The organism is Nocardioides sp. F233, from assembly GCF_057813895.1.
Window position 1 is genome coordinate 146,604 of record NZ_JBVASH010000005.1, and the last position, 13,505, is coordinate 160,108.

Sequence of the window (13,505 nt, forward strand, 5' to 3'; positions counted from 1 at the left end):
AGCAGGTCGACAAAGCCGCTTGATGGTAGGCCCCCGCCCGGGGGCCACGGCTAATCGGGCCGCTCGGTGGGACGCGTGCAGTCGGTCACAGGCCGCGGTCACAACACCTTGGTGCCGTACATCTCTCCGAGCGGGTCGGCCAGCAGCTCGAGGCGTTCGCCGTCGGGGCCGGGGAAGTAGAGCGAGACCTTCGACTCCAGGTGGTACGCCACGCCCGCGTCGTCGAGCTTGGCGCGCAGGTAGTCCCACTTCTCGCGGGTCACCGAGATGGCGAGGTGGTGGTGCCCGCCGAGCACCTCGGCGTATGGCCCGAGATCGAGGCCCGGGAGGGTGAAGAAGGCCAGCAGGTTGCCCGCGCCCACGTCGAAGAAGAAGTGGTCCGAGCCGGCGTAGTCGCGGTTCTCGAAGATCTCCGTCAGCGGGAACTCCAGCAGCCCCTGGTAGAAGTCGATCGTGCGCCGGACGTCCGAGGACAGCAGGGCGGCGTGGTGGATGCCGCGGGCGCTGCTCTCGGGGCGCTCGCCCTCGGGGGCGAGGTACTCCTTCTTGATCCGCTCGCGGTCCCTGGTGATCGCGTCGAGGTCAATGGTTGCCATGTCAACTACTCTCCTCTGAGGTCGTGGATATGTCAACATTCCCCGCTAGAATGACACCGATGAGTACGACGACGCGATGGCTCGACGCCGAGGAGACCCAGGCTTGGCGCGCCTGGCTCGACCTCAACAACCGGCTGTTCGCGCGCCTCAACCGCGAGCTCCAGGCAGCCAGTGGTCTGTCGATCTCCGACTACGAGATCCTGGTGGCCCTCACCGACGACGACGTGCCCGAGCGCTCGCTGCGGATGTACGAGCTCGGCGAGCGCCTCCAGTGGGAGAAGAGCCGGGTCTCCAAGCAGGTCTCCCGGATGGAGACGCGCGGCCTGGTCGCGCGCCGCCACTGCGCCGACGACCGGCGCGGCGCCTTCGTCGACCTGACCGAGGCCGGCCAGGCCGCCATCGACGCCGCCGCCCCCGGCCATGTCGCGCTGGTGCGCGAGCTGTTCTTCGACGGCCTCAACGGCGACCAGGTGCGCAGCCTGGGCCGCTTCGCCACCACGGTCCTCGACCGGCTCGCCGACGACTGACCTTCCCGCGCGCCGCTGCTTGCAACTAAGGGTTACAGCACCATTTTGAGTGCAACAGCGCCGAGGTAGTGGCAACAACGCCGAGGTGGATGGGGCCGAGCGGCTTCGCGGGCCAGGTCGCCTCGACTGGGGCCGCCATGACGATCCACCCGGGCGTTGTGGCTACTGCCCGGGCGCTGTTGCACCGCTATTCGCGACGTAACACGTAGTTACAAGGGCCTCAGGCCTGCATGTCCTCCACGGCGAGGGACGCGAAGGTCATCGCCGCGCCGAGCGGCGCGCCCGGTCCCGGGTACGCCGACCCGAAGACCGACGCGGTCGAGTTGCTGGCGGCGTACAGGCCCGGGATCGGCGCGCCGTCGGTGTCGAGCACCCGCCCGCGCGCGTCGGTGACCAGGCCGCCCTTGGTGCCGAGGTCGGAGAGCACGAACCGCGCGGCGGTGAACGGCGCCTTGTCGACGGGGACGAGGGCGGCCGACGGGCCACCGCCCCCGGCGAAGAAGGTGTCGTACTCGTCCTCGCCGCGGCCGAAGTCCTCGTCCTTCCCGGCCGCCGCGAACCCGTTGTAGCGCTCGACGGTCGCGACGAGGGCGTCGGCGTCGAGTCCGACGGCAGCGGCCAGGTCCTCGAGGCTGTCGGCCTCGACCCAGGTGCCGGCCGCGAGGTGCTCGGCGCGGTCGCCCTCGGGCATCGCGATCGCCGGCAGCCGGCCGTCCTCACGGGAGTCGAAGACGAACCACGACGGCGTCCGGCTCGCGTCCCCGGCCATCACCCGGCCGAACCGGTCGTAGGGCAGGCACTCGTTGCCGTAGCGCTGCGCGGCCGCGTCGACCATCACGCCGCCGCGGAAGCCGAGCGTGAACGCGCCGCTGCCGTCGGGCTGCTGCAGGCCGGGGCAGAACCAGCCCTCGCCCGACCAGTCGGTGGCGGCGCCGATCGCCGCCGCCGCGTCGATCACCTCGCCGGTGTTGGTGCCGCGCGGGGCCATCGTCCAGGCCGCGTCGCCGGGTGTCCCGTGAGCGGTACGACGCTCCGGGCTGCCCTCGAAGCCGCCGGCCGCGACCAGGATCCCGCGCCGGGCGCGGACCTCGTCGGGGCCGCCCGGGCCGTCGTACCGGACTGTGGTGGCGCGCCCGTCGGCGTCCCGGCCGAAGCCGGTGACCTGGTGCCCGGTGGCGATCGTGCCGCCGTCGCGCACGGTCATCGCGGCGAGCCGGGCGATCAGCGACTGGCCGCCGGACAGGGTGGACCGGCCCGGCTGTCCGACGCGGTCGCGCTCGACCGGCGGCCGGACGATGGCGGTGACCGCGGGGTCGAGCTCGTCGCGGCGGATGTTCTTCGGCTGGATCGAGCGGCCCATCGGGACGCGGCCGGGCGCGTCGTAGTACTCCGAGAACGGGATCCACTCGAAGTCCATGAGCGGGTCCGTCTCGAGCTGCGCGACCAGGCGCGGTGCCTGCGCGAGCAACGCCTCGACCCGGTCCAGGTCGGGGTCGTCGAGCACGGCGGCGAGGTACGCGCGGGCGCCCTCGGTCGAGTCCGGCAGGCCGGCGCGCTGCTGCACGTCGGTGCCGGGCAGCCAGCACGCACCGCCGGAGTACGCCGACGTACCGCCCACCAGGGGCGTCCGTTCGAGCACCAGGGTGCTGAGCCCGGCCGCGGCCGCGAGGGCTGCCCCGGTCAGGGCGCCGCCGCCCGACCCGACCACCACGACGTCGTACTCCTGCTGCAGGGCGTCCGCCCCGACCAAGCCACTCATGGCGAAACGATAACGTGTTCTAATTCACTCGTGGGGCGAGGCGGGGACGGGCGCTCAGCGGCCAGGCGAGCACCGCGCCGGCCAGGCCGCCCAGCCCGTTGTGCCACACGTCGGCCAGCGACGGCACCCGGGTCGGCAGGAACTGCTGCTGGGCCAGCTCGATGCACGCCGAGGCGAGGACCGTCAGTGCCGCCGCGAGCAGCGGCCGGCCGAGCAGGATCGCGAGCAGGACGCCGGCGGGCACGAACAGGGCGATGTTCGCCAGCACCTCTGTCTCGCTCCAGTCCAGCCGCCCGTCGCTGGCCCGCCAGGCCGCCGATCCGGCCAGATCGAAGGCCCACCGGCCGGCCGACGGGTCGGCCAGGGTGAGCCTGGCGATGACGACGGAGTAGCAGGCGAGCAGGACGGCGGCGACGGGACGGCGGATCATGCTCTCGACGCTAGGTCGGCCGGACGGCCCGCAGATCGGTCGCGGGTGCCGCCGGCCGGTACCTGAGGACCGTTCAGCCCTGGCGGCCCTTCATCCGCGGGTTCTGCTTGTTGATCACGTAGATCCGGCCGCGTCGGCGGACCACCTGCGCGCCCGGCTGCAGCTTCAGCGACCGGATCGAGTTGCGCACCTTCATCGCTTCGTCCTCCTTCCCGTCTCCGGGTCGACCAGCCCGTCCATGACGGCGCCGATCAGCCGCGGCGGCACCCGGTGGGTGCGGCCGTTGATGGTCACCGGCACCAGGTCCGGCGCCGTCGCCCTCCACTGCGCCCGGCGGTGCCGGGTGTTGCTGCGCGACGTACGCCGCTTGGGCACCGCCATCACGCCACCTCCCGGATCGGGCCCAGCCAGGGCTCGAAGCCGTCCTCGCTGACCGACCACGATCCGCGCTCGCGCTCGCCGACCAGCAGGTCCGCGAAGGCCCCGCGCAGATGCGCGGGCGCCACGCCGACGCCGGTGAGCACGATCCGGGTGAACGGCGTACGACGCCCCCAGTCGGCGTGGTCGCCGATGCTGAGCTGGCCACCCGCGCCATCCCATTCCAGCGCCCGCCCGGGCCGGGTCGGCAGCCAGAAGCAACCGCGGGAGCGGTGCGCTCCGCCGCCGAGGAGCTCCAGTGACTCCAGCAGGCGGTCGGGGTGGAATGGCTGGAGTGACTGGAGGTCGACTCGCCAGACGCCCTCGGCCCGGACCTCGAGCAGGGCGTCGGTGCGGACCGGGCTGGTCCAGGTGTCGGTCCGGTCGTGCTGGTGGAGGCGCCCGGTGAGGACGTCGCCACCGAGGCCGTGAACGCCCTCGACCACGACGGCGTCGGGGCGGGCGAGTGCGAGCACCAGGCCCCGTGCAACCGGGTCGGCGTCGTCGTCGAAGGCCACGACGTCGGCGTGCTCGACCATGGCCGACAGCACCTCCCCGACCCCGCGTCGGTCGTCGTGGGCGCTGTGGTGGCCGCGGTCGGCGAGCAGGTCGTCGCCGAGCAGGTCGCGCACCGGCTGCCGAGCGCCGACGGCGGCGACGACGGCCGACACTCGCAAGAACCTGGCGAGCCGTGTGTCCCAGGTCAGTGCGGCGCACAGGTGGGCCGCCTCGGCGCCGACCGGCAGGTGGGCCACGATGCTCTGCCAGCGTCCGTCGCGCGCGAGGCGCTCCAGGGTCGGCAGGATGTCCTCGCGGATCGCGCAGGTGACGCAGGCGTGCTCGAGCAGGGTCTCGTGCGTCTCGACGATCCCGCTCAGGTCGCTCACCGTCCGGGTCAGCACCCCGCGCTCGACGTCGATCGTGTGGCGGCACGCGACCGCGCTCGGCAGGTCGAACTGGAGCCCGACCATGGTCGCTGCCATCGCGTCCGGGTCGACCCCGCCGAGCAGGACGACGGGCGTCCTCATCGCGCGGTGCTCCGGCCGTAGCGCCGCTCGAAGGCCTCGACCCGTCCCTCCGTGTCGAGCACCCGGCCCTGACCTGTCCAGAACGGGTGGCTGTGCACGCTCACGTCGACGTCGACGACCGGGTACGACGTCCCGTCGACCTCGACGGTCCGCTCGGCGGTCGCGTCGACGAGCGTCGACCGCGTGAGCACCAGGTCGCCGGTCGCGCGGTCGCGGAAGACGACGGGACCGTAGGCCGGGTGGATGCCCTGTTTCATCGCTTGCTCCTTGAGTTAGAATGAGAATCGTTCTCAATCATACGACAGGAGGGAAGCGATGTCACAGGTGTGCCAGGTGACCGGCGCGAGGCCCGGATTCGGCAACCACGTGTCGCACTCGCACCGACGGACCCGACGGCGCTTCGTCGTCAACATCCAGCGCAAGCGCTACTGGGTGCCGTCCCTGGGGCGGCACGTCACGCTGCGGGTCTCCGCCCGCGGCATCAAGACCATCGACCAGCGGGGGATTGAGGCCGTCGTGGCCGACCTCCGCGCCCGAGGAGAGAGGTACTGACATGGCGAAGAGGGCATCGGACGTCCGGCCGATCGTGAAGCTGCGCTCGACCGGCGGCACCGGCTACACCTACGTCACCCGCAAGAACCGCCGCAACGACCCGGACCGGGTCCGGCTGCGCAAGTACGACCCCGTGCTGCGCCGCCACGTCGAGTTCCGAGAGGAGCGCTGATGGCGTCGCAGGCCAGGATCGCGGCCGACGCGCGGCGCCGCGCCGTCGTGGCGAGGTACGCCGATCGGCGGGCCGCCCTCAAGGAGCGGATCCGTCGTGCCGCGCCCGGCTCGCCGGAGCTGGCCGCGGCTGTGCGGGACCTGGCCCGGTTGCCCCGGGACGCCTCGCCGGTCCGGCTGCGCAACCGCGACCAGGTCGACGGCCGGCCGCGGGGCTACCTGCGCAAGGCCGGGCTGTCGCGGATCAGGTTCCGCGAGCTCGCTCACCGTGGCGAGCTGCCGGGGATCACGAAGTCCTCCTGGTGACGCGGACGCCGGGGGCCGGACCGGACACGTACGGGGTGAGAGCATTCCCGCGAACCGGAAGGTGACCGCCCATGGACCTCGACGAGCTGCTGACCGCCGCCGCGCCGCCCATCGCCCCCCGAACCACCACGCTGCGACGAGAGGTGGCCGCGCTGGTCGCCGCCAGCGAGCCGCGCCGCCGGCCGGTCCGGCTCGCGGCGGTCGGTGCCGTCACGGCGGGCTCGGTGCTCGGCCTGGGCGCGGTGGCGTCCGCGGCGGGGATCCTCCCGCCGTGGGTGCCCTGGACCACGGCGTCCGGCCAGCAGTGCCAGGTCCAGGTCGCGGCCGGCCCCCGGACTCCAGGTGACGGCGAGCCGGGTGGCCCCGTCGTCTCCGCGGCCGAGGAGCGGGAGGCGGTGGCGGCTGCCCGGGCCTTCCTCGCGGACTTCGACTACGCGACGGTCGACCGCCAGCGGGCGATCGCCGACTGGCGGGCGGTCGAGGACCGGGTCCGGGCCGAGCAGCCCGACCTTGCCGAGCGCGCGCCGCGACTCGAGGGCGACGACCTCGAGGTCACCGCGGTCACCCGGACCGTGGTCGAGCGGATGCGTGCCGACCTCGCGGCCCGCGGCCTGGACCTGCGGGTCGTCGACGTCATTGTCAGCACCACCGGGTGCGACCTGTGACCAGCTCTGACCGCATCTCCCTGCGGGCCGCGCTGCGGGCGTCGTCCGACGACCTGCTCGCCTATCTCGAGCGCCGGGTCGCGGTGCGCGAGGATGCCGCGGACCTGCTCGGCGAGACCCTGCTCCAGGCCTGGCGGCGGGCGGACGCGCTGCCGGCGGACCCGGAGCGGCAGCGGATGTGGCTGTTCACGATCGCCGCGCACGTGCTGGCCAACCATCGCCGCTCGCGGCGCCGCAAGGCAGCCCTCGCGGACCGCCTGCGCGCCCAGGTCGCCGTGGTCGCCCCGGTGCCGGACCTGGCCGAGGTGAGCGCCGTCCGCGATGCGGTGCTGCGGCTCGACGACGCCTACCGCGAGCTGGTGATGCTGGTGCACTGGGACGGGTTCACCCTGGTCGAGGCCGCCGAGCTGCTCGGCCTGAACCCGTCGACCGCCCGCGGGCGGTACGCCGCCGCGCGCCGGGTCCTCAAGGAGGCGCTCGGCGAGGTCGCCGCCCCGGTCAGCGGCTGAGGCGGCGTAGCCGGTCCAGCCGGACCAGCCCGTCCCGGTCCGGCGCGGCGGCCGGCGTGAGCGCGGCCTCCAGCCGGGCCTGAGCGGCGTCGGCGTCGAGACCGATCCCGATCGCGACCAGCTCGCTGTGCTCCGGGGCCGGGCGCAGCGCGTCGACGTGGACCTGGCCGCCGACCACGTGCACGACGTACCCCTTCGGTCCGCGGGCGGTCTCGACCGCGACCGTGCCCTTGATCCGGTACGCCGCCCCGGGCGGGTCGAGGAGCAGGTCGGCGACCGCGCCGGGCGCGACGGTGCCGGCGACCCGGGCCGAGGCCGACGCGGCGTGCGGCCCGTGGTCGTGCCCGTCCGCGGCCGCGCGCTCGGCGCGCAGCAGCGAGGCGAGCGGCAGCTGGTCGGGCGGGTCGTCGGCCATCGCCACGTCGTGGACCAGGGCCGGGTCGATCCGCCCGCGAGAGGTGCGGACGACGTGCGCGGCCGGGTTCACCTCGCGCACCCGCGCCTCGATGGCCGCGAGGGTCTGCTCCTGCTCGGCGGGCGGCAGCAGGTCGACCTTGTTGATCACGACCAGGGTCGCGACGGAGAACCGCGCGGGCGGCATCCCGCCGTCGTCGACGGTGCGGAAGTACTCGACGGCGTCGACCACGTCGACCACCCCGCCCGGCCGCACCCGTGGCGCCCCGCTGTGCCGGATCATCTGCGCCAGCGCGCCCGGCTCGGCCAGCCCGCTCGCCTCGACGACCACTGCGTCGAGCGCCAGCCGCGGGTGGGTCAGCTTCTCGAGCGCGGCGTCCAGTCCGGCGACATCCTCGAGGCAGCACAGGCACCCGCCCGCGATCGAGACCGGCTCGTCGACCTGCCCGGTCACCAGTCCGGCGTCGACGTTGATCGCACCGAAGTCGTTGACGATCACGCCGATCCGCGCGCCGGGCTGGCGCAGCAGCCGGTTGAGCAGGGTCGTCTTCCCGGCCCCGAGGTGCCCGGTGAGGGCGGTCACGGGTACGGCGGAGGTCACGTCCCGAGTCTAGTTGACAACGATTCTCATATCCGGGCGGGCCGTGGCAGGGTGATCGGGTGAGCAGCCACCGCCGCCAGAAGCCCACACACGGCCACGGTCACGGCCACGGTCACAACGGCGACCTCGCCCCCGTCCGGATCGGTACGACGGCGCGCACCGCGCTGCTCGCCGTCCTCGCCGTCGCCCTGGTCGGCACCCTGGTCGGCCTCGTGGTCTGGTGGCCGCCCGGCGACGCCGCCGCGCGCAGCGCGAAGGCCGGCGGCCCGGCCGCCCAGTTCGCCGCGCCCGGCGTCACCTTCCCGTCCGCCGAGGTGGTGGAGGTGGCGCCGCGGTGCGCCGGCAGCGGACTGCCCGACGGCTCCGGCTGCAGCTCCCTGACCGTGAAGGTCGCGCAGGGGGAGAAGGGGGCCGGCGACACGGTCCGGGTCGACGTACCGCCGGAGGTGATCGACTCCGGCCTCGGCAAGGGCGACCACGTGGAGCTGCTCCGCACGCCGACGCCCGGCGGGGAGCAGGATGCGTCGTACTCCTACTTCGCCACCGAGCGCTACGGCACCCTCATCTGGTTGAGCGTGCTCTTCGTGGTGGTGGTGCTCGCCGTCGCCCGGTTGCGTGGCCTGCTCGGCCTGGTCGGGCTCGCGTTCGGCGGCGCGGTCGTGTGGTGGTGGATGCTGCCGGCGCTGCTCGACGGCGCCCCCGGAGTCGGGGTCGCGCTGACCAGTGCCTCGGCGATCATGTTCGTCGTCCTCTACACGACCCACGGGTTGTCGCTGCGCACCAGCACCGCCCTCGCCGGGACCCTGCTCGGCATCGTGCTCACCGCCGGCATCGGCGTGCTCGCGATCGGCGACGCCCGGCTGACCGGCATCAGCGACGAGGGCGGCGCCATCCTCGCCACCTTCGGGGCCCTCGACTTCCAGGCCCTGTTGGGCTGCGCGCTCGTCATCGCCGGCCTCGGTGTCCTCAACGACGTCACGATCACCCAGGCCTCCGCGGTCTGGGAGCTGCGCGCCGCCACCCCCGACGCGTCGCGGACCGAGGTCTTCACCAGCGCCATGCGGATCGGCCGCGACCACATCGCCTCGACGATCTACACGATCGTGTTCGCGTACGTCGGCACCGCGCTCATCCTGCTGATGCTGCTGCGCGTCTACGACCGCCCGCTGCTCGAGCTGATCTCGACCGAGCAGCTCGCCGAGGAGGTCGTGCGCACCCTGGTCACCTCGATCGGCCTGGTCCTCGCCGTACCGGTCACCACCGCGGTCGCGGCGCTGATCGCCGCGCCCACGGGGCGCCCGGCCGCGGACCGCGCAGGGATCGCCGCTTAAGAGGTGATTCCTGCGCTTACTGCCCGTTGCAACGGGCAGTAAGCGCCAGTTTCACCGCCTGAGCGGCGATTCCGACACCCGCCGCTCACAGCGTCGGGTCGGTCCAGGCCAGCTGGACGATCTCCGCACCGCGGTCGCGGGTGAGCATCTTGCCGCGACCCGGCTGGGCCGGACCGGGGCGCAGGTTGCCGATGAGGGCGCCCTCGTCGCGGCTGCCGGACAGCAGGATGCCGGGCATGGCGAGGTCGCGCATGGACTGGATGACCGGCTCGTAGAGCGCCCGCGACGCGCCACCGGATCGACGCGCGAGGGCGATGTGCAGGCCGACGTCGCGGGCCTGGGCCATCAGCGGCTGCAGCAGCGCGACAGGCGAGCTCTGCTGGGTGGCGACGAGGTCGTAGTCGTCGACCACGACGAACACCTCGGCGCCCTTCCACCACGACCGGTTGCGCAGCTGGTCGGGCGTGACGTCCGGACCCGGGATCCGGTTCTGGAGGTACGTCGCGAGGTCGTTGAGCGCCGGCTGCGCCTGGGTCGCGGAGGTGAGGTAGTTGAGCAGGTACTCCTCGGGCACCTCGCCCAGCAGTGAGCGGCGGTAGTCGACCAGCAGGATCTGGGCCTCGGCCGGGGTCCGGGTCCGCATGATCTCCTGGCAGTAGCTGCGCAGCAGGTTGGTCTTGCCCGACTTGCCGTCACCGAAGAGCAGCAGGTGCGGCTCGGTGTCGACGTCGAGCGGGACGGGGGCCAGCTCCTTCTCGTTGATGGCCAGCAGCAGCTGGCGCTGCGGCGGGGTGCCGGCCTGGGTGCGGACTTCGTCGAGGGTGATCCGGTCGGGCAGGAGGCGCAGCTTCGGGCCGGCCGGTCCGCGCCACGCGGTCGCGACCGCGCTGATCATCGCGTCGACGCCGTCGCCGAGGGTCTCGACGGTGTCGGTGCCGTCGATGCGCGGCAGGGCGCCGAGGAAGTGCAGCTTGCCCGGGACCAGACCGCGGCCCGGCCGGTTGCCCGGCACGAGGGCGGCGACCTTGCGGTCGATCTCGGAGTCGATCGGGTCACCGAGGCGCAGCTCGAGCCGGGTGCCGATCAGGTCGCGCATCGCGGCTCGGAAGTCGGGCCAGCGGGTCGCGCCGGTGACGATGTGGAGGCCGAAGGTCAGACCGCGGCCGGCGAGCTGCTGGATCTCCAGCTCGAGGTCGTCGAAGTCCGCACGCAGCGTGCCCCAGCCGTCGATGACGAGGAAGACGTCGCCGTACCCGTCGTCGGCCCGGCCCTGCGCGCGCCGGCTGCGGTAGGTCTCGATCGAGTCGATGCCCTGGCTGCGGAAGTAGCGCTCGCGGCGGTCGACGATGCCCTTGACCTCGGCGACGATCCGGCGGACCACCTCGGGCTCCGAGCGGGTGCCGACGCCGGCGACGTGCGGCAGCGCGGTCATCGGGGCGAACGTGCCGCCGCCGAAGTCGAGCACGTAGAACTGCGACTCCAGCGGTGTCGTGGTCAGCGACATGCTGGTCACGATCGTGCGCAGCACGGTGCTCTTGCCGCTGCGCGGGCCACCGACGACCGCCACGTGGCCGGCCGATCCGCTGAGGCTGACGGTGAGCGTGTCGCGGCGCTGCTCGCGCGGCCGGTCGACCGTGCCCAGCGGAACGGTCAGGTTGCCGACACCACGCCACTGCATCGACACCAGGCCGAGCTCGGGGTGCGGCGCCAGGTCGGGCATCAGCTGGTCGAGTGTGTCGGGCCGCTCCAGCGGCGGCAGCCACACCTGGTGGGCCGCCGGACCGCGCCCGTCCATCCGTGCGACCGCCACGTCGAGCAGCGACGCGCTGCCCTCCGGTACGGCGGCCGGCGCGTCGGTCTCCTCGCGCTCGGGCTCGTCGAAGGTCTGCACCTCCGAGATGGTGAACGGAAGGATGCCGCGCACCTTGCCGCCGCTGTCGCGCACGACCCGGCGCCGACCGGTCTCCGGCGGACCGGACACGTACGCCGCCTTGAACCGGGTCATCGTCGTCGGGTCCGGCTTGAGGTAGCCGAGTCCGGGCACCGCCGGGAGCTCGTAGGCGTCCGGCACTCCGAGCACCGCCCGTGACTCCTGGGCGCTGAAGGTGCGCAGGCCGATCCGGTACGACAGGTGCGACTCGAGGCCGCGCAGGCGACCCTCCTCCAGCCGCTGCGAGGCGAGCAGCAGGTGCAGTCCGAGCGAGCGACCGAGGCGGCCGATCGCCACGAAGAGGTCGATGAACTCGGGTTTGGCCGACAGCATCTCGGAGAACTCGTCGACGACGAGGAACAGCGACGGCAGCGGCGCGAGGTGAGCGGTGGCCGGATCGCCCGACGTACGGGCTTTCTCGTAGTCGCGGATGGACGCGAAGTTGCCGGCCTCGCGGAGCAGCTCCTGGCGGCGCACCATCTCACCGGACAGGGCGTCCTGCATGCGGTCGACGAGGGTGAGCTCCTGGGCCAGGTTGGTGATGACCGCCGACACGTGCGGCATCTCGGCCATGCCGGCGAAGGTCGCACCACCCTTGAAGTCGACGAGCACCATGTTGAGCTGCTCGGGCGAGTGCGTCATCGCCAGGCCGAGGACCAGGGTGCGCAGGAACTCCGACTTGCCGGATCCCGTCGCGCCGATCACCAGGCCGTGCGGGCCCATGCCCTGCTGGGCGGACTCCTTGATGTCGAGGTGCACCGGTCCGGCGCCGTCGCCGACACCGATCGGGACCCGCAGCCGGTCGCGCGCCGGCCGCGGCCGCCAGGCCGTGCCGGGGTCGAAGCGGTGCACGTCGCCGAGACCGAGCAGGTCCATGAAGTCGGTCGGCGCCGCCAGGTCGGCCGCCTCCTCGCCCACGGCCGCACCCGCGCTCGGGGTGAACAGCGGCGTCAGCCGCCGGGCCAGTGCCTCCGCGGTGGCCGCGCCGCACTGGTCGCCCTTGGCGCGCACCGGCTCGGTCCGCAGCCGTACGGCGACGATCGGCACCGACTCCGGCGTGGACCCGGTCGCAGCGGACCCGGCGTGCGGCTCGATCTCGAGGCGCAGCGCCGTCGGGCTGTCGAGCTCGCCCCAGCGGGCGGGCAGGTCGATCACCGTCACGCCGTGCAGGCCGTCGGAGGGGATCAGGTGGTTGCCCGGCGGCAGCTCGGCGCCGTCGGTCACCAGGATGATGTGGGGGATCGCGGGCCGCTCGTCGGCCCCGAAGCGCGGACGCTCGGTCAGGTCGGGCGGCAGCATCGTCGCGAGGTCGCTGAGCGAGGTCGTCACCATCCGCGCCGGGCCGACAGCGTCGTTCTGGTGCTGGCTGTGGGCGTGCGGCAGCCACTTCGCCCAGTCCCAGTGGGCCAGGGTCGCCTCGGTCGCGAGCACCGCGACCTGCAGGTTCTCCGGGGACTGGAAGGTCGCCGACGAGCAGAGCAGCGCGCGGGCCAGGGACCGGGCCTCCTCCTCGTCGCCGCAGACCTCGATCCGGTCGAAGGACCGCAGGTCGATCGAGGCGGGCAGGTCCGGCTGCAGGCGGTGGACGACGAGCAGCCGGTGCAGCGCGGACGCCGACGCCGGGTCGACCTCGTCGATGGGCGCGGCCTCCGGCGGCAGCAGCTCGAGGGCGAGGGGCTGCGCGCAGACGCCGTACCGGACCTGCAGGAAGGCGGGGTCGGACGACGACCGCTCCCACACCCGGGTCCGGTCCTCGGCCAGCGACGGGAGCGCCGTCGGCGAGGGGTGCATCCAGGTCAGCGCCCGGCGCTGCTGGTCGGCGGCGTCGCGGGCGACCTTGCGCACGGTCGCGAGGTAGCGGAGGTACTCGGTGCGCGAGCCGGTGACCTGCTGCTGGCGCTGCTTCCGCTGCCGGTCGATCTGGACGACGATGAAGCCGAGGGTCGCGAACAGGAACATGCCGGCCGCGATGAAGCGCAGCGAGGAGTTGCCGCCCTGGCCGCCGAGGCCCGCGACGAGGACGATCGAGCCCAGGCTGCCGAGCATCGGGATGGCGTTCATCGCCACGCCCGCGGCGCCCTCGCTGGGCTGCAGCTGCGGCGGCGGCTGGAGCTGCAGCTGGCCGCCCGGGAGCTCGGGCCGCTCGCCGCGACTGCCGCGCTGGCTCAGGCTGCCGGGCGCCGCGGCCGGCGGGGCCACGCGCCGGCCCTGGGGGCTACCCGGACCGCCGGCTCCGCCCGGGACCGGGAGGCCCGGGGCACGGTGCGTG

At 73.5% G+C, this 13,505-nt stretch carries 16 protein-coding genes; 7 read left to right on the plus strand and 9 right to left on the minus strand.

The genetic code is table 11. The annotated features are described in order from the left end of the window. Nucleotides 1–98: 98 nt before the first annotated feature. Nucleotides 99–596, minus strand: coding sequence for a VOC family protein (locus ACZYRU_RS19705; protein ID WP_038676425.1), 498 nt, complete (start codon nucleotides 594–596; stop codon nucleotides 99–101). Between the two features lie 59 nt (nucleotides 597–655). Here ACZYRU_RS19705 and ACZYRU_RS19710 point away from each other — a divergent pair, with 59 nt between their 5' ends. Continuing rightward, a complete protein-coding gene (locus ACZYRU_RS19710; protein ID WP_488958798.1) occupies nucleotides 656–1,123 on the plus strand; it encodes a MarR family winged helix-turn-helix transcriptional regulator in 468 nt (155 codons plus the stop codon). A 220-nt stretch (nucleotides 1,124–1,343) separates the two neighbouring features. Here ACZYRU_RS19710 and ACZYRU_RS19715 read toward each other — a convergent pair whose 3' ends face one another. The 6 genes from ACZYRU_RS19715 to ACZYRU_RS19740 all read right to left on the minus strand — a co-directional run bounded on the left by ACZYRU_RS19715 (nucleotide 1,344) and on the right by ACZYRU_RS19740 (nucleotide 5,014). Then, nucleotides 1,344–2,882: an FAD-dependent oxidoreductase gene (locus tag ACZYRU_RS19715; protein WP_488958799.1), complete on the minus strand. Its 1,539-nt coding sequence runs from the start codon at nucleotides 2,880–2,882 to the stop codon at nucleotides 1,344–1,346. A gap of 19 nt (nucleotides 2,883–2,901) precedes the next feature. Next, entirely contained in the window at nucleotides 2,902–3,312 is a 411-nt protein-coding gene (locus tag ACZYRU_RS19720; RefSeq protein WP_488958800.1) for a VanZ family protein, read from the minus strand. Between the two features lie 73 nt (nucleotides 3,313–3,385). After that, complete coding sequence (gene ykgO / locus ACZYRU_RS19725) at nucleotides 3,386–3,508, minus strand: type B 50S ribosomal protein L36 (RefSeq protein ID WP_488958801.1); 123 nt, start codon at nucleotides 3,506–3,508, stop codon at nucleotides 3,386–3,388. Next, nucleotides 3,505–3,693 (minus strand): 50S ribosomal protein L32, encoded by a 189-nt coding sequence (gene rpmF, locus ACZYRU_RS19730; RefSeq protein ID WP_488958802.1) that lies wholly within the window; start codon nucleotides 3,691–3,693, stop codon nucleotides 3,505–3,507. The genes ykgO and rpmF overlap by 4 nt, the downstream gene beginning before the upstream one ends. Next, nucleotides 3,693–4,757 (minus strand): GTP-binding protein, encoded by a 1,065-nt coding sequence (locus ACZYRU_RS19735; RefSeq protein WP_488958803.1) that lies wholly within the window; start codon nucleotides 4,755–4,757, stop codon nucleotides 3,693–3,695. The genes rpmF and ACZYRU_RS19735 overlap by 1 nt, the downstream gene beginning before the upstream one ends. Beyond that, nucleotides 4,754–5,014, minus strand: a complete 261-nt coding sequence (locus tag ACZYRU_RS19740) for a type B 50S ribosomal protein L31 (RefSeq protein WP_488958804.1) — start codon at nucleotides 5,012–5,014, stop codon at nucleotides 4,754–4,756. Before ACZYRU_RS19740 ends, ACZYRU_RS19735 begins: the two co-directional genes overlap by 4 nt. Before the next feature lie 58 nt (nucleotides 5,015–5,072). Here ACZYRU_RS19740 and rpmB point away from each other — a divergent pair, with 58 nt between their 5' ends. From rpmB to ACZYRU_RS19765, 5 genes are all read left to right on the plus strand, one after another. Further along, the gene (gene rpmB, locus ACZYRU_RS19745) at nucleotides 5,073–5,309 is read left to right on the plus strand and encodes a 50S ribosomal protein L28 (protein WP_488958805.1); all 237 of its coding nucleotides are present in this window, start codon (nucleotides 5,073–5,075) and stop codon (nucleotides 5,307–5,309) included. A gap of 1 nt (nucleotide 5,310) precedes the next feature. Then, nucleotides 5,311–5,481, plus strand: coding sequence for a 50S ribosomal protein L33 (rpmG, locus tag ACZYRU_RS19750; RefSeq protein ID WP_488958806.1), 171 nt, complete (start codon nucleotides 5,311–5,313; stop codon nucleotides 5,479–5,481). Then, nucleotides 5,481–5,786: a 30S ribosomal protein S14 gene (gene rpsN, locus ACZYRU_RS19755; RefSeq protein WP_488958807.1), complete on the plus strand. Its 306-nt coding sequence runs from the start codon at nucleotides 5,481–5,483 to the stop codon at nucleotides 5,784–5,786. Before rpmG ends, rpsN begins: the two co-directional genes overlap by 1 nt. A gap of 71 nt (nucleotides 5,787–5,857) precedes the next feature. Next, the gene (locus ACZYRU_RS19760; protein WP_488958808.1) at nucleotides 5,858–6,451 is read left to right on the plus strand and encodes a hypothetical protein; all 594 of its coding nucleotides are present in this window, start codon (nucleotides 5,858–5,860) and stop codon (nucleotides 6,449–6,451) included. Next, nucleotides 6,448–6,960 (plus strand): RNA polymerase sigma factor, encoded by a 513-nt coding sequence (locus tag ACZYRU_RS19765; RefSeq protein ID WP_488958809.1) that lies wholly within the window; start codon nucleotides 6,448–6,450, stop codon nucleotides 6,958–6,960. Before ACZYRU_RS19760 ends, ACZYRU_RS19765 begins: the two co-directional genes overlap by 4 nt. Here ACZYRU_RS19765 and ACZYRU_RS19770 read toward each other — a convergent pair. After that, a complete protein-coding gene (locus ACZYRU_RS19770; RefSeq protein WP_488958810.1) occupies nucleotides 6,950–7,975 on the minus strand; it encodes a CobW family GTP-binding protein in 1,026 nt (341 codons plus the stop codon). The genes ACZYRU_RS19765 and ACZYRU_RS19770 overlap by 11 nt on opposite strands. 59 nt (nucleotides 7,976–8,034) lie before the next feature. Here ACZYRU_RS19770 and ACZYRU_RS19775 point away from each other — a divergent pair, with 59 nt between their 5' ends. Beyond that, nucleotides 8,035–9,306, plus strand: a complete 1,272-nt coding sequence (locus ACZYRU_RS19775) for a YibE/F family protein (RefSeq protein ID WP_488958811.1) — start codon at nucleotides 8,035–8,037, stop codon at nucleotides 9,304–9,306. Nucleotides 9,307–9,391: 85 nt separating this feature from the next. Here ACZYRU_RS19775 and eccCa read toward each other — a convergent pair whose 3' ends face one another. Then, nucleotides 9,392–13,435 (minus strand): type VII secretion protein EccCa, encoded by a 4,044-nt coding sequence (eccCa, locus tag ACZYRU_RS19780; RefSeq protein WP_488958812.1) that lies wholly within the window; start codon nucleotides 13,433–13,435, stop codon nucleotides 9,392–9,394. Nucleotides 13,436–13,505 lie beyond the last annotated feature (70 nt).